Consider the following 21,287-nt stretch of genomic DNA (forward strand, 5'->3'; position numbering starts at 1 on the left):
CCACGCGACCGCGTTGCGTGCGTCACCGCGCGACGCGATAACCCAGCGATCGCTCCAGGTACCGCGCCAGCTGCTCCCGGGAAAATGCCGGCTGCTCGATCCCGCTGCCGTCGAGAAATTCGATTACATTGCGGCAGTCCCATACGTAATTGTTCTGGTAGAGCTCGGCGGTACTCATGCCGTCGCGAATGTTGTCGTCGAACAGGCTCAATAACGGATAGAGCGGCGCGTCGACATCCGACTTCCACGCATCGCGCCATTCACGGAACGGCACGACCTGAAACCGCAGACCGAAGTAGCGTTCCAGCCTCGAGAAGAATTCCCTCAGCGTCAGGTCGGACTCGGGCGAATTGATCAGATTGAATTTGCGCCCCAGCGCCGCCGGATTGCGTGAAATCCGTGCCAGCGCCTTCGTCATGTAATCCACGCTCGTCAGCCCTTCGCGCAGGTCCTGCAGATCCGGCACGGTACCGAGCGCAATGCATGTCTTCACCAGCCGTCCCCACCACTGATAATCCGCGCTCACGCCGGTCTCGCCGTGAAACGTCGCGTATCCGAGCCGGAAGGTCATCAGCGGCAGGCCGCGCTGCCCGGCCAGATCGCCCATCTTCTCCATCACCCATTTGCTGCGCGTATAGCCGATGTCCTCGAGCACCGCCGGCAGGTTCTGATCGATGTCGTCCGCTTCGGTCATCATCGTCTTGCCGGTGAAACGATGCCCCCAGCTGTACACCGAGATCGTCGACAGCAGGATCAGCGCCTTGGTTCGCCGGCACCCGGCGAACGCAAGGACCTCGAACATGCCGTCCACGTTGATCTTCTTCATGTACGAATACGGCTGAATGAAATTGACCGCGCTGGCGGAGTGGTAAACGATGTCGATTTCGTCCGCCAGCACCGCGTAGTCGTGCTCGTTCATGCCCAAGCGCGGCTGCGTGAAGTCGCCCGCCCACACGCGGATGCGCGATCGCGCATCCGGCCCGAGGTTCACGTCGTAGGCATGCAGCTTCTCGTCGATCCGCACGCGCGCCGCGGCGGCATCTGCCGCACGCACCACGCAATGCACCACCGCCGACGTCGTCGCGAGCAGTTCGGCCAGCAAGTGAACCCCGACGAATCCCGTCGCCCCCGTCAGCAGGATCGTGCGCGGACGCGCCAGCAGCGCCGTGTCGAAGGCACCGCTGAAATCCGCCTGCTCCGGTATGCGGATATCGTTCGCCAGCACATAAACCGGTTCGCGCTCGATCTCGGGCGCCACCACGGCGACACGCCGCTCGATCTCGCCCGCGAGCCGCTCCACCGATGGATGCTCGTAGACGTCCCGGATCAGCATCTTCGTCCCCACGGCATCCGACAGCGCCCGTGCGAGCTTGGCGGTCAGCAGCGAATTTCCGCCAATGTCGAAAAAACTGTCGGTCTTCCGAAAGGACGCATGTCCGATCAACGCGACGAATGCATCGGCCACGATCCGCTCGACGGCGGTGTACAGTTCCCGCTCCGTGCGGTTGCGCTGTTCCGTACGGTAACGATGTTCGAGCGCGACGCGGTCGGTCTTGCCGTTCACCGTCATCGGCAGGTCGTCCAGCAGCACATGGCTGACGGGCCACATGTAATCGGGCAGCGTTTGCCGCACGCTCGCCTTGAGCGCGTCGACGACACGCGCGGGCGCCGCGCCGGATTCGCGCGGCACGACAAATGCGACCAGTTCCGGCCCGGTTCCGGTAACGCCGGGCAACGCCAGCACCACTGCCTTGCGTACCTCGCCGGACCCGACGAGCGCGGCGTGAATTTCACTCAGCTCGACCAGATTGCCCCTGATCTTGACCTGATCGTCCAGGCGCCCGAGGAACTGGATCGAGCCATCGTTCAGCCAGCGCCCGAGGTCGCCGGTGCGATAGACGATCTGGTCCGGACGCTGCGGATGCGGACGGAATTTCTCGCGGGTCAACGCAGGGTTGCCCAAGTAGCCGCGGGCCAGGCTGCGCCCGCCGATGCAGATCTCGCCGACCTCGTCCGCCGTCACGGATTCCAGTGCGTCGTTCAGGATCAGGATCTCCGTGCCGTCGATGGGCCGCCCGATCGAGTCCGGACGGCCGAGCGCCGCATCCGGAACGACGTGGCAAGTCGCGAAGATCGTCGCTTCGGTCGGCCCGTAGTAGTCGATGACCGTGTAATCGATCCCGCCGGTATCGATCGGGCCAAGCTTTTCGCCGGCGGTAAACAAATATTGCAGCACCAGTTCCGCCGGCTGCCCGACGCCCACCACATCGGCAACCATCACGGTGGGCACGTACGCATGCGTGATCCGGTGACGGGCAAAGAAGCCCACCAGCGCGTCGGCGTCGAGGCGCGTTTCATCGTCGGGCAAAAACAGCGTCGCGCCCGAAGCAAGGGTCGACCAGATTTCCCACTGCGATACGTCGAAGCCGAGGCCGGCCATCAGCGTCGCACGGCTGTCGGCGTTCATCGCGAAACGCGTATTGTGCCAATCGACGAGTGCCGCCACCGCGGCGTGTTCGACGATCACGCCTTTCGGCGCCCCGGTGGAACCGGACGTGAAGATCACATAGATCGCGCCATCCTGCGCATCGAAACGGGGCGTCGCACGCGCGGCGTCCCGATCCGGTCGCCGCGCACTCAGGTCGGCCACGCGAGCGAACGGGATGGCCACATTTCGCGGTGCCGCGCCGGCCGTCAAGACCAGCGCGGCATTGCATTCGCGCAGGATGGTGTCCTTGCGGGCATCCGGATAGCGGTCGTCAATCGGCACGTAGGTCGCGCCCGCTTTCAGGATGCCGAGGATGCCGACAATGAAGTGCGCGTTGCGCGACGCCTCGATCGGCACCAGGCTGCCGCGTCCGATTCCCCGGTCCTGCAATGCATCGGCAACCGCGTCGCTCAAACGGTCCAGCGCCTCGTAACTCAGGGTTTCGTGCCCGGAGACCACGGCCGGCCTGTGTCCCCCGCAGGCCGCACGCATTTTGAATTTGTCGAGCACGTTCGATTGAGTAGTCATCGTTTTTATTCCTCATATCGAAAACAACAGATCTCAATATAGGCGGCGACAAACAAAAAGCAATTTCACACGCGGTCATCACACATCGCGAAACGCCGGGATGATTTGATTCATTTGGCGAAGCATTCGACGATGTTCCGGGTCCGCTACCGCACGCGGTTGATTGTTATTCTTCGAATAACAATCAATGATTTCGTCACGCGTTTATCCGGCGCGGTCACGCGCCTACAGTGCTCCTTCATCAACCCCCGTTCATCGAAGGAGCAATCCATGTCCCGCATCGTTCGTTTCCATCGCATCGGCGGCCCCGACGTGCTGCAGATCGACACCGTCGACGTGCCCGCGCCCGGGCCGGACGACATCCAGTTGCGCGTGAAGGCAATCGGCCTGAATCGCGCGGAAGTCATGTACCGCAGCGGCGAATACACGTTCATGCCGCGCTTGCCCGCATCGCTCGGTTATGAGGCGTCGGGCGTCGTCGCGGCGGTCGGCCGCAACGTGACGGCATTCGCCGAAGGCGACGCGGTGAGCGTCGTGCCGGCGTTCTCGTTCGCCGACTACGGGATGTACGGCGAGGTGGTCAACGTGCCCGCGCATGCGGTCGTCAGGCATCCGGACAGCCTGTCGTTCGAGGAAGCGGCCGCGACCTGGATGATGTTCGTCACGGCCTACGGCGCACTGATCGAACTCGGCGGGCTGCAGCGCGGCGATGCGGTGCTGATCGGCGCCGCGTCGAGCAGCGTCGGGCAGGCGGCGATCCAGGTGGCGAACCATATCGACGCGGTGCCGATCGCGCTGACGCGCGGCGAATCGAAGCGCCAGGCACTGCTCGACGCCGGTGCCGCGCACGTGATCGTCGGCAGCCCCGCGGACCTGCCGCAGCAGGTGGCGGAGATGACGGGCGGCAGCGGCGCGCGCATCGTGTTCGATCCGGTCGGCGGCCCCGACGCGGCCAACCTGCTGCGCGCGCTGCGCCCCCACGGCACGTTCTTCCAGTACGGCGCGCTCGACACGCGCGACATCCCGGTGCCGGTGATGGACCTGCTCGCGCGCCACCTGACGCTGCGCGGCTACGAGCTGTTCGAGATCACCGGCGACGCGCAGCGGCTCGAACGCGCGAAGCGCTTCATCGTCGACGGGCTCGCGGCCGGCGCACTGAAGCCGCTGATCGACCGCACGTTCGCGTTCGACGACATCGCCGAAGCGCATCGGTACATGGAAGCCGGCGCGCAGGTCGGGAAGATCGTCGTCACGGTCTGAGCGGCGCATGGCGGGCGGCGGTCTCGGCGAGCCGCCGCGCCGCCCGCTCAGCTTTCGAAATACCGCGGCCGGTCGATATCGGCCAGCAGCCCCGGCTGCGTCGGTGCCCAGTCGAGCGATGCACGCGTGCGCTCGCTGGTTGCCGGCGCATCCATCCCCGCGAACATCGCGAACCAGCCGAAGTGCTCGCCCGCTTCCGCGCTCGATTTCGCGACGACCGGCAGGTTCAGCCGATGGCCGATCACCGCTGCGATCTCGCGGAACGGCACCCCGGTATCGTCGACCGCGTGATAACGCGCGCCGGCCGCGCCGCGCTCGACCGCGAGCCGGTACACGCGCGCCGCGTCGAGCCGGTGCACGGCCGGCCAGCGATTGCCGCCGTCGCCGAGATAGGCCGACGCGCCCTTCTCCCTGGCGAACGCAATCAGGCGCGGCACGAAGCCGTGGTCGCCGTCGCCGTGCACGGACGGCGGCAGGCGCACGACCGACGCATGCACGCCGCGCGCTTCCAGCGCGGCCGCGGTGGCTTCGGACGCACGCGGATAACCCGACGACACCGGCACGTGCGGATCGTCCTCCGTCGCCTCGCGTCCGGGCGCGACGAGCGCGAGGCCCGACGTGACGACCAGCGGCCGCGCCGAGCCCGCGAGCACCGCGCCGATCGCTTCGATCGCGCGACGGTCGAGCTCGCAGTTCTGCGCGAAGCGCGAGAAGTCGTGATTGAATCCCGTATGGATCACCGCATCGGCGGCGTCGGCGCCGCGCGTCAGGCTGTCGTGATCCTCCAGCGACCCGCGATGCACGTCGGCGCCGGCGGCCGAAACCGACGCGGCGGCTGCATCGGACCGCGCGAGACCGAGCACCGAGTGCCCGGCGGCAACGAGTTCGGCAACGACGGCGGCGCCGACGAATCCCGACGCTCCAGTGACAAAGACACGCATGTTCAAACCCTCCGGGTGGAATGGAGGCTTACTATCTGTCGATGGCCGCTCGCGGTGAAGTCGTGACGGTTTACCGGTAAACGAACTAACAGGATATGGCTGACGCCCCCGACAACCTGCTCGGCGCGTACCTGCGGGACCGCCGCGAGAAACTCGACCCGGCTGCGCTCGGGCTGCCGGCCACGCGCCGCCGCACGCCGGGCCTGCGGCGCGAGGAAGTCGCGCAACGCGCGCACGTGAGTGCCGCGTGGTACACGTGGCTCGAACAGGGGCGCGGCGGCGCGCCGTCGGCCGACGTGCTCGATCGGCTCGCCCGCGCGCTGATGCTGAACGAAGCGGAACGCGAGCACCTGTTCCTGATCGGCGTCGGCCATCCGCCCGAGGTGCGCTATCACGCCCCCGCCAGCGTGACGCCGCGCCTGCAGCACGTGCTCGACTCGCTCGACGCGAGCCCCGCGATCGTGCGCACGGCGACGTGGGACGTCGTCGCGTGGAACGACTCGGCGGCCGCGACGCTGACCGACTATGCAACGCTGCAACCGTCCGCGCGCAACATCCTGCGGCTGATCTTCGTCGATCCGCGCGTGCGCGCGGCGCAGTCGAACTGGGCGCGCGTCGCGCAATTCGCGGTGGGCGCGTTTCGCGCCGACGTCGCGCGCAGCGGCGCGACGCAGGCCGTGCAGGCATTCGTCGACGAGATGCGCGCGGCGAGTACCGAATTCGACGCGATGTGGCGCGACCACGATATCCATTCGCATGACGAAGGGACGAAAGAGATCCGCCATCCGCAGGCCGGCCGGATCGCGCTCGAATATTCGGCGTTCTCGGTGATCGGCCGCCCCGACCTGAGCCTCGTGATCTTCACGCCCTCGACGGCGGCCGACCGTGCGCGCATCCGGGCGCTCGTCGCGGCCCGAGAACAGGCACGTGAACAGGCCGGCGCGCAGCAAGTGCCGGCAGCATAACCACGCGTAATCCGGCGCGACGGCTGCACCGCGGGCCATGCGCCATGCGCCACGCGGCGGCGCCCGCCCCGCCGGCCGCGCCCATCCGTCCCCATCGCCCCGCGCGATCCCATCGCAATCCGCACTGATTCCCAGTCGAATATTTAATTTTCACCTGGCGTAGCGCGCGCTTACCCTTTCGGCATCGCATCACAGGGCCACCGGCCCTTCCCTGGAGCATCCCCGATGACCGATCCCGGCACCGCGCAAGCCGTACACCGCCCGCATGCGGCCTCCGTGTCCTATGGCGCGCTCGCGCTGCTGGTACTCGCCGGCCTCAACCTGCGTCCGTTCCTGACCGCGTTCGGCCCCGTGCTCGATGTCGTGCGCGCCGACACGGGCCTCGGCTTCCGCGCGGCCGCGCTGCTGACCACGCTGCCGTTCGTGCTGATGGGGGTCGTGGCCGGTGTCGGCGTCGGGCTCGCGCGGCGCTTCGGCGAGCAGCGCGCATTGAGTGCCGCGCTGGCGCTGATCGCGGCCGGCTGCACCGCGCGCCTGTGGGCCGGCGGCAGTGCGGGCCTGATCGCAACTGCGATCGTCGCAGGCGCCGGCGTCGCCGTGGTCCAGGCGCTCGTGCCGGGCCTCGCGAAACGCTGGTTCGTCGACCGGCTGCCGCTCGCGATGGGGCTCTATTCGGCCGCGCTGGTCGGCGGCGGCGCATTCGGCGCGGTCGCGAGCCCGTGGCTCGCCGTGCACGGCGGCTGGCATCTCGCGCTCGCCGTATGGGCCGTGCCCGCGTTCGTCACGCTCGCGCTGTGGCGCGCGAAGGCGCCGCGCGACACCGTGCACGCGACGGCCACCTCGGCCTCGATCACCGCGTTCGCACGCATTCCGCGCGCATGGCAGCTCGCGCTGTTCTTCGGCCTCAGCAACAGCGGCTACGCAAGCCTCGTCGCGTGGCTGCCCGCGTTCTACCGCGGCGTCGGCATGAGCCCGCAGGCAAGCGGCAACCTGTTCGCATGGATGGCGCTGTTCCAGGCGACCGGCGCGCTCGCGATGCCGATGCTCGCGAAACGTTCGCCCGACCGTCGCAACGTGCTGTGGCTCACGCTCGCGCTGCAGGCGGCCGGCTTCGTCGGGTTCGCGACGCTGCCCGCGTTCGCGCCGTGGCTGTGGGTCGCGAGCGTCGGCCTCGGTCTCGGCGGCTTCTTCTCGATGAGCCTGATCGTCACGCTCGACCACCTGCACGACGCGCGGCTCGCGGGCGCGCTCGCCGCGTTCGTGCAGGGTATCGGCTTCCTGACGGTGGCGGCGAGCCCCTGGCTGATCGGCTGGCTGCGCGACGCGGGCGGCGGTTTCGCGATCGCGTGGTGGATGCACATCGCCGTGATCGCGGCGATGGCCGCGCTGAACGCCGCGTTCTCGCCCGCCGGCTACCGGCACAGCATGGTGCGCATCACCGGCGCCGCGCACTGAACCCGATTTCCTGATCCGGGCGGCCGCCAGACTCTTCCGGCGACCGTCCAGCCGCCCGCGCATGGCCGGGCGCGGGCCGTCACGCCCATCGGCCGCTGTTCGCTTCACGACAAACACAATCAATCGATATTGGAGACACAAATGAAAAAGCTCGTTCTGGCCGTCGCGCTCGCGCTGACGGCAGGCGCCGCCGCCGCGAAAGACCCGGCGGTCCTGCGTCTCGGCGTCGATCCCAGCTATGCGCCGTTCGAATCGCTCGCGCCCGACGGCAAGCTCGTCGGCTTCGACATCGATCTCGGCAACGCGATCTGCGAACGGATGAAGGTGCGCTGCGTATGGGTCGAGAACGCGTTCGACGGGATGATCCCCGCGTTGAAGGCGCGCAAGTTCGACGGCGTGCTGTCGTCGATGAGCGTGACCGAGAAACGACTCGCGCAGATCGCGTTCACGGACAAGATCAACAACGTGCCGCCGCGCCTCGTCGCGCGACGCGGCTCGAACCTGCAGCCGACGCCCGAGTCGCTGCAGGGCAAGAGCGTCGGCGTCGAGCAGGGTTCGACGCAGGAGACCTACGCGCGCACGTACTGGGAACCGAAGGGCGTGATCGTCCGCACGTACCAGACGCAGGATCTCGTGTACCAGGACCTGCTGTCGGGCCGGCTCGACGCGTCGCTGCAATCGTCGGTGCAGGCCGACCTCGGTTTCCTGAAGACCGCGAAGGGGGCGAACTTCGAATTCGCGGGGCCGGCATTGCATGATCCGAAGACGCTCGGTGTCGGTTCGGCAATCGGTGTGCGCAAGGACGATGATGCGCTGCGCACGCAGATCAACCAGGCGCTTGCGAGCCTGATTCAGGACGGGACCTACCAGCGCATCGCGAAGAAGTATTTCTCGTTCGATATCTACAATTGACGCGGTGACGAGTTGGCCGGTGACGGCCGGCGGAGAAGGCGAAGGGGCGTCGTGCATGAGTGTGCGGCGCCTCTTTTTTTTGGGAGTGGCGGTATCTGAAGACGCAGCAGCCATTCGCCGATCACGGTGACTTCGGTCCAGCCTTGGCCGTTGCGTGCGCAACGACGACCCTCGTCATGTTCCCTCGCGGGCCGGCGTCTTCATCACGGTCCGTATCTCGCCGACCATTCGCGGATCAAACGTGGAAGTGAGTCCGCCCGACGTTTGACCAGCCGCCTGCGACCACGTGACGTTTTTTGAGGGTTATACGACCTTTTAGCCTTCTGTGTCGCCTTTCATAATTGGCATGGAAGACGAGTCAGGCGCATCGACACGATTGCGCGTTGATCCGTCGGCTTGGTCAATCACGAGGCAGAGAAAGGAACACACGATGAGGCTCAAGAACAAGTCAGCTTTGATCACCGGTGGTACGAGTGGCATCGGTCTTGCAACCGCCAGGCTCTTCATCGCCGAAGGCGCCCGCGTAGCGGTTACCGGTCGCGACGATGCCGTATTTGAACGCGTGAAGGGCGAGCTTGGCGAGAATGCGCTCGTTCTCAAGGGCGACGTCCGTTCGATCGAGGACATGCGGGCGATTGCCGCGGAAGTGAAAGAGCAGTTCGGCGGGCTGGATATCGTGTTCGCCAATGCGGGTCGGGCGTTCCCGTCGGCAATCAACGACATCGACGAGGCACTCTACGACGAGATCCTGGACATCAACGTCAAGGGTGTGGTGTACACGCTCCAGGCGGCACTCCCGATCTTGCGAAAGGGTTCCTCAGTCATCCTCAATACATCGTTCGTCGCGCAGACCGGCAAGCATGGCATCTCGTTGACCGCCGCGGCGAAGGCGGCCGTCCGATCCCTTGCCCGCAGCTGGTCCTACGAGTTTCTCGACCGCAAGATCCGCTTCAACGCGATCGCTCCCGGCGCGATGGACACGCCCCTGATCAGCAAGTGGGGGATGTCCGAAGAATGGGTTCGCGACCGCAAGGCCGAGTTCGCCAAGGCTATCCCGGTGGGCCACATGGGAAAGGCCGAGGACGTTGCCTACGCGGCGCTTTATCTCGCCAGCGACGAATCCTCCTACGTCATCGGCACCGAACTGGTCGTCGATGGCGGCGCGTCGCAACTTTAAGGCTTCGGTTTCCGATGTCGGAGCCATGCACGACATCCCGGCGCCTCCCCATGTGAATCACATGCCCGCCGCGCCTTTCGTCGTGGCGGTCCGGCAATCCGGCCCGACCTGGCTGCGCTCGCAGACGGGGCCGATGTACAAGGAGAAAATATCTTGACCGACAACAGCGAAAACAACGCGTCCGGCCAGCGGCCGATTGGCGCGGACCGTTCCCGCCGCGATGTGCTCAAGCTTGGCAGCCTCGCCACGCTAGGCGCCATCCTGGGAGGCGGAACCCTGCTTGGCCGCCCCGCTTCCGCTTTTGCGCAGGCGGGCAACGACGGGATGCTCTCGCCGACCGATCCGCTCGACATCGTCATCGCGGTCTATCCCGGCGGGACACTGCTCGATTTCGCCGGCCCCAGCGAGATCTTTCACCGGCTACCGAACACCAACGTTCGCTATGCGAGCCTCGATGGCGGTTATGTGCCGCTCGAATTCGGCGTCATGTATGGCAAGACCGAACGACTGGCCGACGTCGAGAAGGCAGGCCTGATTCTGGTTCCCGGCGGATCCAATCTGACGGCGCCGATGCAGCCGGCATATCAAGCGCAGATCCGGCGTCTGGCCGAGCGCGCCGACCATGTGACGTCGGTGTGCAACGGGTCGCTCGTGCTCGCCGCAACGGGCATTCTCAAGGGCAAGCGCAGCGCCTGCCATTGGGCCTTCGTCAACAAGCTGTCCGAATATGGCGCCATCCCCGTTCCGGATCGCTTCGTGGAAGACGATAACGGCCGCTTCATGAGCGGCGGCGGCGTGACGGCGGGCATCGACTTCGCCCTTCGCGTGGCCGCGAAACTGCGCGGTCAACAGGCCGCCGAATTCACGCAACTCGTGATCGAATACGATCCCGCGCCGCCGTTCCATTCCGGCCATCCCCGAGATGCCCGGCCAGAACTCATTGCGATGGTCGACAAGAAACTGCCGGGCGCATCCAGGGGACTCGCACGCATTCCAGGTGTTCGCTGAAACGCTTCCACGCGTTGTGCGCGAGGCCACACCGCTGGCCTCGATGAAGGCCGCAACCGGCATGGTCTGCACGCCCCGGCTGCCCAAGCCGGTGCGGCCCACTTCAATTCAAGCCAAGATCGGAAATCATCGAATGCGACAGACTCGTCATTGTGTTGCTGCCCTTGCAGCCTGCATCGCCCTTTTCGCTGTTGCGCCACCTGCAACGGCAAGTGACGCCCAGCGTCCGCCCGAAGCGGCCATCAAAGCCGAAAATGCACGATGGGCGGACGCCTTCGCGCGAGGTGATTACGCTGCGATAGGTCGCCTCTATACCGAAGACGGCGCACTGTTACCGCCCGGGGGCGACCGGGTCACCGGCCCCGGCGCGATCGTCGCGTATTTCACCAAAGGATATGCGGGATCCAGGCCGGGCACCGTATCCTTCGACAATTACGAGTTCTACGGCAACGACCGGATGGTGACCGAAGTGTCGGATGCCGAGATCCGTGATCCGAGCGGCAAGCTCAAATATCGCGGCAAGCAGATCCTTGTCTTCGTGAAGCAGGGCGACACCTGGAAGCTGCATCGCGACATCTGGAACAGTTACACCCGCTGAAACCCGACGCTCGTCGGTGTCGGTGTCGATGAAAGTCTCCCGGGCGGTAGGTCAAACCGCAGTGGCCTGATCCATCGGAACCGGGAAGTGACGCGCTGATCGGCCCTCGATCAGCGCTCACCGTTCAATCTGCCTTCGCGTCGGATCGATTGCGGCGGATGTCCATGCAATTTGACGAAGGCCCTTCGCATCCGCTCCGGATCGGCGAACCCCACCGCGAGCGCAATCTGTTCGATCGGCTCGCTACCACTCTGCAGGCGCAGCCGCGCAGCTTCAACGCGCAAACGCTCGACCGCCTTGGCGGGCGTCTCACCCGTTTCCCGGCGAAATGCGCGTCCGAATTGCCGCGGACTCAATCTGGCGGCATCGGCAAGCCGCTCGACAGGCAGCGCTTCGGCAAGATGCTCGCGGGCAAAATTCAGCGCGATGCGGATACGATCCGACTCCGGTTCCATTTGCGACATCGCCGAGAACTGGGACTGCCCTCCAGGTCGGCGATACGGAACGACCAAATACCTGGCGACAGCGCGCGCGATTTCCGCGCCCATGTCTCGTTCAATCATCGCGAGCGCCAGGTCTATTCCGGCGGCGATGCCCGCCGACGTCCATATGCGGCCATCAGCGATATAAATGCTGTCGCTCTCGACCCGGGTGCGAGGGAAGCGCGCCTGCAACTGGGCAGCATACAGCCAGTGCGTCGTTGCTCTCAGGCCGTCCAGCAAGCCGGTTTCCGCCAGCAGAAACGCGCCCGTACACACGCTTGCCACCCGCGACGCTTTGGCGCCCAATTTCCTGGCAGCGGCGATGTTCTCCGATGTCTGCATCGGTTCGATATCACCGCCCACGAATATGACGGTGTCGAACGCGCGCCGCCCGATCGGCTTCGTCTCGATCGGAAAGCCCGCATTGCCAAGCACGGGGCCTCCGGCCTGCGAGATGACCTGCAGATCGTATGGGGTATCGCCGGCGGCTCTGACCACTTGATTGAAGGCCGAAAGGGGTCCGGCCAGGTCAAGCGCATCGTAGCCACGGCAAACGAAGAATCCAATTCGATGCATGATGATGTCGTGATCGAAAACCATCGAAGTGACGTATTTTACGGATAACCCTCGAATAGCGCCATTCGATATTTTCTTGCGAGATAGCCGATGGCGGACGTCGTCCGACCTGAATATTTGCTGTATGTCTTCGGGGAAACGCGAGACGGCGGAAAAGACGGGAAGCGGCCGTAAAGTACGACCGTCTCACCCGGCCCGCAGTTGAATGTCAGTGCCAGTCGCCGGCGAATCGACGCGGTTGATAAGTATCGTTGTTCCAGGTAAAACGCGCGGACTTGCCCGACGCAGCCTTGCCCCTGGGGCGCACTAGCAGATCGTGGTACCCATTGGTCGTGTGTGGACTGAACGACAGCACGTAGTGCGCCTGCGTCGTACTTTCCGCATCACACGCATCCTGTCGGGCATCGCTCGAATTCGTGCCCTTCCCGGCCTTCTTCTTCACGCAATCGCTAGCCTCATCCTTGTCATAGGTCGACCAATCCGTCAGCGCGGTGAAGATGGGCATCACGCGACCCTCTGCATAACGATACAAGCTCAGTATCTCGGTCGTATCGCTATGTGCGGTCGATGTGTAGTTGTTGTCGAAGCGGACGCCAAAGGCCGTTTCCCGGTCGCTGATTCGGTACGGGACAAGATCCATGGCAACGGATGCGTTCCACAATAGCGGCGACGTATCGACGCGCTCGCTTCGGTCACTCGCGAGCAGATGGAATCCTTGCTCGTCGCGGGTCAGGACGCCTGTCCACAATGCCGCTTCGACGTCATCGTTCGGGCGCTGTACCAATGCGGCCACGACCCACAGCGGCCCTGACGTTGATGGCCCATGCGTCCACGGCGCCAGCGCGAGACCCTTGACGCTATCCGATGGTGCCGGATCCTTGCCCATCAGCGAACGCAACGCGGCTTGCTGCTGATCCGTGTCGCTCACGTCGCTCTCGGCAAACGCGCAATTTGCGACCAACGCGAGTATGAGCGCCAACGCCGTTTGCACGCAAAAGTGGCGTTTCCTGCTTTTCCTTTCGCCTGGATATCGCTGCCGCGAGGATGATTCTTCCCCGCTCTGTTCCTGCCTGCCGATCAACATGGCTTGTGCATTCATCGGATGCCTAACTTAGAATCAGTTGCGTGCAGACTTTGTCGGGGTAACGTATCTCGCCGACTTCCATTGTCGATGACTTACGCAGCCTGCCGTGGCCGACTTTGAAGGAACACTCGAGATTTCCGAGAGCGGGCATTCTCGGCTTTTACCTCACGGATACGTGTCTGTCTTCAGTGCATCTGCGTTATCCGTCAACCGTCTCGATCGGGCATTGAAAACAATCAGAGGTACTTGAACTTCTCGACCTGAATTTTTCCATTGAGTCGGCCAGCCTTGAACTGAACCGGTTCCGTCGCGTTTTCAGTGGTTCGCTCCAAAATCCACGGAACCGGTCGGTAGGTCACGAGCCTATCGTCGATCCGAAGATCAAGGGTCTCGTACTCCTTTACTCGAACCAGCGCACGACCGACCCACTCCCAGTGGGCCGGCACAATTCGTTTTGCGACAACGGTAGCTGTTCCCGTCCGAACTCTCACTCCAGCAAAGTTGGCAATGTCGAATAAAGCCCTGACGATGCAGACGAGGATGACAGCGTAGAGGAAGAAGAAGATGCTTGCGGCGGCAGTCTGCCCACGGTTCAGAAGCGTGAAAGGCAGTAGCGCGAGAGTATACAAAGACACCTCCAACTCTAGATGCATTCCTCGGCTTCGCCCTAAAGGGTCTCGACGCGCTTACCGCCGATGTGAAGGCAAATCCAGCCAATCACCATTGCGGCGACTGCGCGAGAGAGCCATACCTTGAACGCCATCGGAATATCAAGGGCATCGAAGGCTTGAATCAGGCTGTAGAGTCCCGCGCAGATGGACGCGATACCCAGCGCGAGTAGAAAGACCGCAAGCATCTGCTGCGCAGACCCGCGGCGCACATTATTCTTTGCTTCCGGGAAGTCTGCGGTCGTCGATGGGTCGTGGCGCCGCTTGCCGATTGGCGTCACGTACTTAGCCTCCGCATTTGCTGGCCGCCGCCAGCGGGCGAACCACTTGTGTCATCAGCCGACTTGCCGACCTGGATGAATTGCGCCATGAGGCAAAGCACAAAGCAGAGAATCATGGCGCAGCGGGCCATCGAGAAGAACGCACTGTTGCCGGGCACGACGAAGTTCACGACGCCCACCCTGTTGTTGGCGATAACGCCTTGTGCAATGGTGGAACGAGTGGTTGGCCCCTGCAGCGAAGCGGGAATGCCCTGAATGAAACGAGTGATGGCAAACGCACCGACGAACGCACATGCCACGTGGAAAGCAATCAACCACGCGGGCTGCGGTTGCCCTGGGGTGGCGAGCAGCAGATTCACCGATGCCACAATGCCGGCACACGCGGCGCTCGTTGCGAATGCCAGTAACCACGATTTGAGTCGGAGGCTCATGAGTTTCCGCTTCGATGAGAAAAATGCTCGGCTTTCACATTGGCATGCATGAAAACTGTAAAACGATTCGGCCGCTACACGAAGGCCCGGGCAGCACACCTCTCGCAGCTCCGGCAATGAATATGAAACTCACGTTCATCAGGGTGATATGAATCAACAGTATCCCGAGATCGAGCGTGGTGCTGTCAACAATGGTCAAAATGACGCTCGGTGCTTCCTTACACATCAATTGCTGACGATCGAGGCACCGAACTTGCTCGACTGAAGGTGGCGGCGTGTTACCGGCATGTCAGGCGCATGTCCTCCCGAATCGGCGCGTCGACCCGGCGCGACATATTCAGTGCCTTGCAAGATACAGCGGCCATTCGCCGACTCGCTGCGAACGGAAGTCAGCTCAAAGCGAGCCGACCACTTGGCGGAAGAAACGCCGCAGGGCTGACAATTTTGCGACGAACATCAAACGCTGCTTCATGACTCCATTCCCCGGGCTTCATGAAGCATCCATTTCGCAAACGCCTGTAGCGGCCCTTCGCTCAATTCGATCGGCTCGGGAAGAACGAGACAGAAGTGTTTGGCAATCGACTTGCCGTCCGGCCAGGGCGCGACCAGACGGCCTTGTTCAAGCTCGGTCTCGATGTAAAGACGCGGCACCAACGCCACGCCCAAGCCGGCCAGCGCCGCTTCGATCAGCATGGAATGCAGGTCGTAACGCGCGCCGACCGCCGAATTGGTCAACGCGATGCCGGACTCCTGTGCATAAAGCTGCCACGCGTCCGGATTTTGTCGCCGGTGCAGGCGCGGCAGTTCATCCAGCGATACGTTCGCACCGGCGCCTTCGAGAAGCGCCGGACTACAGACGGGCACCAGCACCTCCTCCAGCAGGTGATGCAGATGCATGCCCGCCCATGCCGGATGCTCGAAATGAATCGCTGCGTCGAAACCGCTACCGGCAAGCAGGAAGGGCTCCATCCGTTCGGCGATATGCACGGTAATGTTCGGATGCCTGTCCTGAAAGCGTTTCAGTCGCGGGATAAGCCAACGGGTGGCGAAGGTTGGAATGGCGGCGATGTCGATGCTCGCGCCCTCGATCGGCTGCCCCATCAGATACAGGCTGTCCCGTTCCAGCCGGTCCAGAATCTCGCGAACCTGCCCCGCGTATCGCATGCCGTTGGCGGCGAGCCGCACCCGATTTCCCACGCGCTCGAACAGCGCGACACCTAAAAACGCCTCCAGTCGACCGATCTGGCGACTGACGGCACCCTCGGTCAGCGCCAGCTCCTCGGCCGCGCGGGCGAAGCTGCCGTGTCGAGCCGCGGCCTCGAAAGCCTGAAGCGCGGAATTGCTTGGAATCTTGCGTCGCATGGGAATCTCGCCGATGGGTATGCACCCGACGTCAGCTTGATCAAAGATCACTGAAGGCTGACTTTATTTCGTTATCTACGCTGGAAACATCAGCCTACCATTACATTTCCGCAGCGACCATCGATCGTTCGCGGAAAAATACTCATCCGGCCCGAAGGATAATCTGATGATCTACACCGTGGAATGCAGCTTCGCCGACCCCGGCAGCGAAGCCGAATGGAACGACTTCTACAGCCTCGAAAAGCTGCCCGCCCTCATCTCGGTTACCGGCTTTCACACGTCGCAGCGCTTCAAGGCGCTGAGCGACGGTTGCCCGGTCTACCTGGCCGTCCACACGATCGACGGTCTCGAGATCCTGACGGGTGACGAATATCGCCGGAAAGGCGGCGGCAATTTCGCCCGGTGGCAGCAACACATCACCGACTGGCATCGAAACCTGTACAGCGATATCGGCGCCGCGCCGGCGGTCGATGCGGACGAACGCCTCGCGCTGTGTGCAAGCGGCCCCGAACCGCTGATCCGGATGGGCGTCACGCCGCTGGCCATGCACGCGGTTGCGCTGGAGAAAAGCCCGGAACGCCGTTGGCTCGCCACGCTGCCTCGGCGAAACGCTCGGTTGACCGAGAGCGTGCCCGAAGGCGTCCACCTCTACGCGCCGATGACGGAACAACTGACCCGCTTCCGCACCGTGTCGACCGAACAGGAACAATAGATCCGCGATGCCCAACGTCACCATCCATATCCCTGCGGGGCAAATGCCGTCGGACGAGCGGCTGGCCGAGCTGTCCGGCGACTGCGTCGAACTCTGCACGCGCGTCCTTGAAGCGGCGCTCAAGAACGTTCACGTGATCTTTGTCGAGGTTCGGCATGGGCACGGCCATCCCGTTTTCGCGGAAGTGCAGTATCGCGTCGAGACGTTTCGCACACCCGCGGTAATGGACCGGTTCATGGAAGCGCTGGAGAACGCCATCGTTCGCCGCACCGGTCTCACCGCGCGCATCCGTTGTTTCGGTCATGCCGCGTCGAACATTCACGCCCGCAATTAATCGGTCCGGAGAATCATTGTGTCCACCGTTACCTTTCCCAGTCAGCAAGCCGGCGATTTCACGATCACCGCGATCAGCGACGGTTACCTCACCGCCAGCCTCGACTTCCTGTCGAATATCGACGCGTCCGAGGCTTCCAGAATGCAGCGCGATGCCGGGCAGAACGAGCCCGCCGCGGTGCATATCAACTGCTACGTGGTACGCGGCGCGGGCCGCACGATTCTCATCGACGGTGGGGCCGGCGGGTTCAAGCAATGGGGCGGCCGCCTGCAGACCAACTTGTTGCTTGCCGGCATCGAGCCAGCCATGATCGACACGATCCTGCTCACGCACGCGCATCCCGACCATGTCGGCGGGCTGGTGAATACGGCCGGACAAGTGGCCTTTCCGAATGCGGAGCTCGTAGCACATCAACGCGAGGTCAAGTTCTGGCAGGACGACGGAAATCTGAGTCGTGCCAGCGAGCGGGCCCGCGGCAACTTCCTGATCGCGCGCCAGGTATTCGACGGCTACCGCGACAGGCTCCGTACGTTCGACGACGGCGAAGTGCTGCCCGGCATCATGGCGATGTCGCTACCGGGTCACACGGACGGGCACACCGGCTATCTCGTCGAATCGGGCGATCGCAGCCTGCTCGTGTGGGGGGATGTTGTTCATTTCCCTCACATCCAGATCAAACGGCCAGACGTATCGATCGCATTCGATCAGGATCCGTCGCTGGCAGCCACCACACGCTCGCGGCTGTTGGACCGGGTCAGTTCAGACGGGCTTTTGATCGCCGGCATGCATTTGGGCGAACTCGGTTTCGCGCGAATCAAGCGAACGACGGGGGAATACGGTCTGTTTTACGAGACCGACGCGTGAACGTCCGGCCGACGACGCATGTGAAGGTGGCTCCTGGCCGAATCCGAACGCGATGCCAATGCGCCGCGACACGCAAATGCCACACAGGGCGCCAGTGCGTGTAGATTAGGACCTCGCCGCGACCTGTCGCTGTGTCTTCGAATCGGTCGCCGTCCGAGTCAATCCTGAAGTTGCACGGGAGCCGGCATGAACACGAAGCACAGCAAGAAAGGTCATCTCGAAGCTGCGGCGTCGCACCACGAGCAGGCCGCGCGATATCACCGCGAAGCGTCGCGGCATTTCGAGGACGGCAAGGACTTTGCCCACGCCGCCCATCAGGCGATGATCGCGCATGGCCACACGTTGCATGCGATCGATCAGGCACACGACGCCGGCGCGCACGGTGCCAATTCGCCATCCACTACACCTTCATCGTCCGGCTCGAACGCGAGTGCCGCGGACGTGGCCAAGCTTCATGCGGCGGCTGTCGAGCTGCACACGCAGGCCGCGCAGCACATGCGTCACGCGGTCAAGCTGTTCGACCAGGATCGCAGCGCGGCCTCGCACGACACCCAGCTGGCGCTCGCCCTCGCACTGCGCGCGTTGTCCAATGAAAACGAAGCGGCCCGGCTCTTCGTCAAGCTCGCGACCGGCGGTGCTGCGTGAATCGACGCTGATCGAATTCAGGCCGGTCACATCCTGTCTGGCGGGAGATTCGGTGTGATGCGGTATCCCTTTGCGCACGCCGCACGGCGCCCGGTTGTCGCGCGGACCCACGGTCGTGGGCCGCCCGTATCGATCCGCGCAACACCCGTTACGGTGTAAGCGGCTAGGCTGTTCGTTCCAGCAGGTTGGTGGCGAACGACTTCGCGTGCGCGACGGCTTCCTGCGCGTCGGGGAATACACCGAGCTGCTCCCAGTGCTCTTCGGCCGCGTACGTTCCTTTCACGCCGAGCGCCCGCTGAACGCGCAATTGCGCGGCGTATCTGCCGTCCTCCAATGGTCGGGCAGTTGCGATCACCTTGTGCGGCAGATCGGATCGTTCGGGCTGAACCAGCTCAACCGGACCGCCGGGTGCGCCGACATCCTTCAACTCGTTTCTGGCATTGCAGTCGGGGCAGTAGAAGCACCACCCGTTGTCCTCCTGCCTGGACCTGACCTGACCGCGAGCCAGCACGGCACGACATTCAACGTTTTCGCAGATGAACGGCATAGCAGTCTCCGGAGTTGTTTGGTGGAAATCCTAGCATGTCCGCCGACGGCCAACCATCGGCAATGTTTCCGTGCGTTGATGACGACGTGCCACCTCGTCATCTTGCGCCCGTGCTTCGGTGCGTCCTGATCGTCAAGCGAGTGCCAAGGCCTTTCGTTTTTCTGCGTCGCGCTTGGGTGGCGCGTTGAACAGCCGCCCGTACTCCCTGCTGAATTGCGACGGGCTTTCGTAGCCGACACGATACCCGGCTTCCGCCGCACCCAGTCCTTCCGCCAGCATCAGACGGCGCGCCTCCTGCAAACGGATCTGCGCACGAAAACGCAGCGGGCTCATGTGCGTGGCCGCCTTGAATTGCGCGTGGAAAGTCGACACGCTCATGTCCGCGAGCGCGGCGAGTTCGTCGATGGCGAAATCTTCGGTGAAGTGCTGGCGAATGAACACGATCGCTCGCTGAATCCGGCTGATACGGCCGGTCTGATACGCAATCTGATGCAGCATGCCGGCATGCGGCCCGCGCAACAGGCGATAGAGAATCTCGCGCTCGATCAGCGGCGCGAGCGCGGGCATGTCGTCCGGTGTGTCGAGCAGATGCAGCAGCCGCGTTGCCGCATCGATCAGGTGCGGCGTCGCCGCTTCCACCGCGATCGCGGGTGAAGCGCGCTCCGCGCCGCGATCGGGCTTCGCTGAATCGTGCATGAGCATGTCGGCGAGCGCCTGACGGTTCAGCGGCAGTCGCACGCTGAGATACGGCTTGTCCGCGCTGGCCTCGATCACCGCACCGATCACCGGCAAATCCAGGCCGACGATCAGGTAGTTCGACGGATCGTACTGATACGCGCGGCCACCGACCACCGCACGCTTGCGCCCTTGCGCGACGATGCAGCAGGACGGCTCGTAGAGCGTATGCACGGGTTCCGTCGTGGCCGACGAGCGCAGCAGGCCCAGACCCTCAATTGCTGTGTCGACCGCGCCGTCCGCAGGCGCATGGCGCGCGATCAGCGCCGCGAGGTCAGTGATTTTTTCCATGGTTCGAGTGTCGCATACCCGATCGCGGCCCGCATCGCAGCCGCTGCATTTTCGGAGAATCGTGCAAGAAATGCGGACTCGCAGGATACCGGTCGCCGCCCCTTCCACGCGATGCTGTCGCTTCTTCACCTGAACCGAGGAACGGATATGACTAGCCACAACATCGAACAGAAAGTGGTCCTGATCACGGGCGCGAGCAGCGGCATCGGCGACGCCACTGCCCGCTATCTGGGTGCCCGCGGCGCCCGGCTCATGCTCGGCGCGCGTCGCACCGAACGTCTTGCCGCCCTCGCCGGCGACATTCGCGCCAATGGCGGCACCGCAGCGTGGCGCGCGCTTGACGTGACGCGTCGCGACGACAGCGTCGCCTTCGTCGAAGCCGCGCTCGCCGAGTACGGACGTATCGACGTCATCGTCAACAACGCGGGCGTCATGCCGCTGTCGCTGATGGCGTCGCTGAAAGTCGACGAATGGGACCGCATGGTCGACGTCAACATCAAGGGCGTGCTGTACGGCATCGCGGCCGTGCTGCCGGTGATGAATCGCCAGGGTTTCGGCCAGATCGTCAATGTGTCGTCGATCGGCGGGCTGCGGGTGTCGCCGACCGCCGCCGTCTATTGCGCGACGAAGTATGCGGTGCGCGCGATCTCCGATGGCTTGCGGCAGGAGAACGACAAGCTGCGCGTCACGAGCATTTGTCCGGGGGTCGTCACGTCGGAGCTGGCCGACACCATCACGGACCCGGTCGCCGCCGACGCGATGGCGACGTACCGCAGTATTGCGCTCGAACCGGACGCGATCGCAGCGGCAATCGCGTATGCGATCGCCCAGCCCGCCGACGTCGACGTGAACGAGATCGTCGTGCGCCCGACTGCGACGATCACCGGTTGACGAAAGACCCGGAATCGAAAAAGGCCAGCCCCGATCGGGGCTGGCCTTGCCG

22 protein-coding genes are annotated in these 21,287 nt (G+C 64.0%); 12 read left to right on the forward strand and 10 right to left on the reverse strand.

All coding sequences use genetic code 11. The annotated features are described in order from the left end of the window. Positions 1-22: 22 nt before the first annotated feature. Positions 23-3,016 (reverse strand): amino acid adenylation domain-containing protein, encoded by a 2,994-nt coding sequence (locus tag ACTRWB_RS01840; RefSeq protein WP_446900714.1) that lies wholly within the window; start codon positions 3,014-3,016, stop codon positions 23-25. A 270-nt stretch (positions 3,017-3,286) separates the two neighbouring features. On the opposite strand from ACTRWB_RS01840, the gene ACTRWB_RS01845 reads away from it, so the two are divergent. After that, positions 3,287-4,276: a zinc-dependent alcohol dehydrogenase family protein gene (locus tag ACTRWB_RS01845; protein ID WP_446900715.1), complete on the forward strand. Its 990-nt coding sequence runs from the start codon at positions 3,287-3,289 to the stop codon at positions 4,274-4,276. A 47-nt stretch (positions 4,277-4,323) separates the two neighbouring features. Here ACTRWB_RS01845 and ACTRWB_RS01850 read toward each other — a convergent pair whose 3' ends face one another. Next, positions 4,324-5,217 carry an SDR family oxidoreductase gene (locus tag ACTRWB_RS01850; protein WP_446900716.1) on the reverse strand — a complete coding sequence of 298 codons (894 nt, stop codon included), beginning with the start codon at positions 5,215-5,217 and terminating at the stop codon, positions 4,324-4,326. 95 nt (positions 5,218-5,312) lie between these two features. Between ACTRWB_RS01850 and ACTRWB_RS01855 the strand changes: the two genes are divergently transcribed. The 6 genes from ACTRWB_RS01855 to ACTRWB_RS01880 all read left to right on the forward strand — a co-directional run bounded on the left by ACTRWB_RS01855 (position 5,313) and on the right by ACTRWB_RS01880 (position 11,332). Next, positions 5,313-6,182: a helix-turn-helix transcriptional regulator gene (locus ACTRWB_RS01855; RefSeq protein ID WP_446900717.1), complete on the forward strand. Its 870-nt coding sequence runs from the start codon at positions 5,313-5,315 to the stop codon at positions 6,180-6,182. 225 nt (positions 6,183-6,407) lie between these two features. After that, a complete protein-coding gene (locus ACTRWB_RS01860; RefSeq protein WP_446900718.1) occupies positions 6,408-7,637 on the forward strand; it encodes a cyanate transporter in 1,230 nt (409 codons plus the stop codon). A gap of 141 nt (positions 7,638-7,778) precedes the next feature. After that, positions 7,779-8,549, forward strand: coding sequence for an ABC transporter substrate-binding protein (locus ACTRWB_RS01865; protein WP_096475021.1), 771 nt, complete (start codon positions 7,779-7,781; stop codon positions 8,547-8,549). Between the two features lie 430 nt (positions 8,550-8,979). Next, positions 8,980-9,726 carry an SDR family oxidoreductase gene (locus tag ACTRWB_RS01870; protein ID WP_446900719.1) on the forward strand — a complete coding sequence of 249 codons (747 nt, stop codon included), beginning with the start codon at positions 8,980-8,982 and terminating at the stop codon, positions 9,724-9,726. Positions 9,727-9,879: 153 nt separating this feature from the next. Next, entirely contained in the window at positions 9,880-10,734 is an 855-nt protein-coding gene (locus ACTRWB_RS01875; RefSeq protein ID WP_446900720.1) for a DJ-1/PfpI family protein, read from the forward strand. A gap of 133 nt (positions 10,735-10,867) precedes the next feature. Then, positions 10,868-11,332, forward strand: coding sequence for a YybH family protein (locus ACTRWB_RS01880; protein ID WP_446901397.1), 465 nt, complete (start codon positions 10,868-10,870; stop codon positions 11,330-11,332). Positions 11,333-11,442: 110 nt separating this feature from the next. On the opposite strand, the gene ACTRWB_RS01885 is transcribed toward ACTRWB_RS01880, so the two are convergent. The 6 genes from ACTRWB_RS01885 to ACTRWB_RS01910 form a co-directional block, all read right to left on the reverse strand. Beyond that, positions 11,443-12,390, reverse strand: a complete 948-nt coding sequence (locus ACTRWB_RS01885; RefSeq protein ID WP_446901398.1) for a GlxA family transcriptional regulator — start codon at positions 12,388-12,390, stop codon at positions 11,443-11,445. Between the two features lie 208 nt (positions 12,391-12,598). After that, positions 12,599-13,318, reverse strand: a complete 720-nt coding sequence (locus ACTRWB_RS01890; RefSeq protein WP_446900721.1) for a hypothetical protein — start codon at positions 13,316-13,318, stop codon at positions 12,599-12,601. Positions 13,319-13,710: 392 nt separating this feature from the next. Further along, a complete protein-coding gene (locus ACTRWB_RS01895) occupies positions 13,711-14,103 on the reverse strand; it encodes a hypothetical protein (protein ID WP_446900722.1) in 393 nt (130 codons plus the stop codon). Positions 14,104-14,141: 38 nt separating this feature from the next. Beyond that, positions 14,142-14,423 (reverse strand): hypothetical protein, encoded by a 282-nt coding sequence (locus ACTRWB_RS01900; RefSeq protein ID WP_446900723.1) that lies wholly within the window; start codon positions 14,421-14,423, stop codon positions 14,142-14,144. Beyond that, a complete protein-coding gene (locus ACTRWB_RS01905; protein WP_446900724.1) occupies positions 14,420-14,854 on the reverse strand; it encodes a hypothetical protein in 435 nt (144 codons plus the stop codon). Before ACTRWB_RS01905 ends, ACTRWB_RS01900 begins: the two co-directional genes overlap by 4 nt. A 468-nt stretch (positions 14,855-15,322) precedes the next feature. Next, complete coding sequence (locus tag ACTRWB_RS01910) at positions 15,323-16,216, reverse strand: LysR substrate-binding domain-containing protein (protein WP_446900725.1); 894 nt, start codon at positions 16,214-16,216, stop codon at positions 15,323-15,325. A gap of 166 nt (positions 16,217-16,382) precedes the next feature. Here ACTRWB_RS01910 and ACTRWB_RS01915 point away from each other — a divergent pair, with 166 nt between their 5' ends. The 4 genes from ACTRWB_RS01915 (at position 16,383) to ACTRWB_RS01930 (ending at position 18,771) form a co-directional block, all read left to right on the forward strand. Beyond that, positions 16,383-16,928, forward strand: a complete 546-nt coding sequence (locus ACTRWB_RS01915) for a sugar ABC transporter (RefSeq protein WP_446900726.1) — start codon at positions 16,383-16,385, stop codon at positions 16,926-16,928. A gap of 7 nt (positions 16,929-16,935) precedes the next feature. Further along, entirely contained in the window at positions 16,936-17,262 is a 327-nt protein-coding gene (locus tag ACTRWB_RS01920) for a tautomerase family protein (protein ID WP_446900727.1), read from the forward strand. 18 nt (positions 17,263-17,280) lie between these two features. After that, complete coding sequence (locus tag ACTRWB_RS01925) at positions 17,281-18,126, forward strand: MBL fold metallo-hydrolase (RefSeq protein ID WP_446900728.1); 846 nt, start codon at positions 17,281-17,283, stop codon at positions 18,124-18,126. 186 nt (positions 18,127-18,312) lie between these two features. Then, a complete protein-coding gene (locus ACTRWB_RS01930; RefSeq protein WP_446900729.1) occupies positions 18,313-18,771 on the forward strand; it encodes a hypothetical protein in 459 nt (152 codons plus the stop codon). Positions 18,772-18,934: 163 nt separating this feature from the next. On the opposite strand, the gene ACTRWB_RS01935 is transcribed toward ACTRWB_RS01930, so the two are convergent. Further along, positions 18,935-19,318, reverse strand: coding sequence for a hypothetical protein (locus ACTRWB_RS01935; RefSeq protein ID WP_446900730.1), 384 nt, complete (start codon positions 19,316-19,318; stop codon positions 18,935-18,937). A gap of 132 nt (positions 19,319-19,450) precedes the next feature. Next, positions 19,451-20,503, reverse strand: coding sequence for an AraC family transcriptional regulator N-terminal domain-containing protein (locus ACTRWB_RS01940; RefSeq protein ID WP_446900731.1), 1,053 nt, complete (start codon positions 20,501-20,503; stop codon positions 19,451-19,453). Between ACTRWB_RS01940 and ACTRWB_RS01945 the strand changes: the two genes are divergently transcribed. Further along, positions 20,492-21,235, forward strand: coding sequence for an SDR family oxidoreductase (locus ACTRWB_RS01945; protein WP_446900732.1), 744 nt, complete (start codon positions 20,492-20,494; stop codon positions 21,233-21,235). The genes ACTRWB_RS01940 and ACTRWB_RS01945 overlap by 12 nt on opposite strands. The last annotated feature ends 52 nt before the right edge of the window (positions 21,236-21,287 follow it).

This window comes from Burkholderia sp. YIM B11467 (assembly GCF_052952715.1).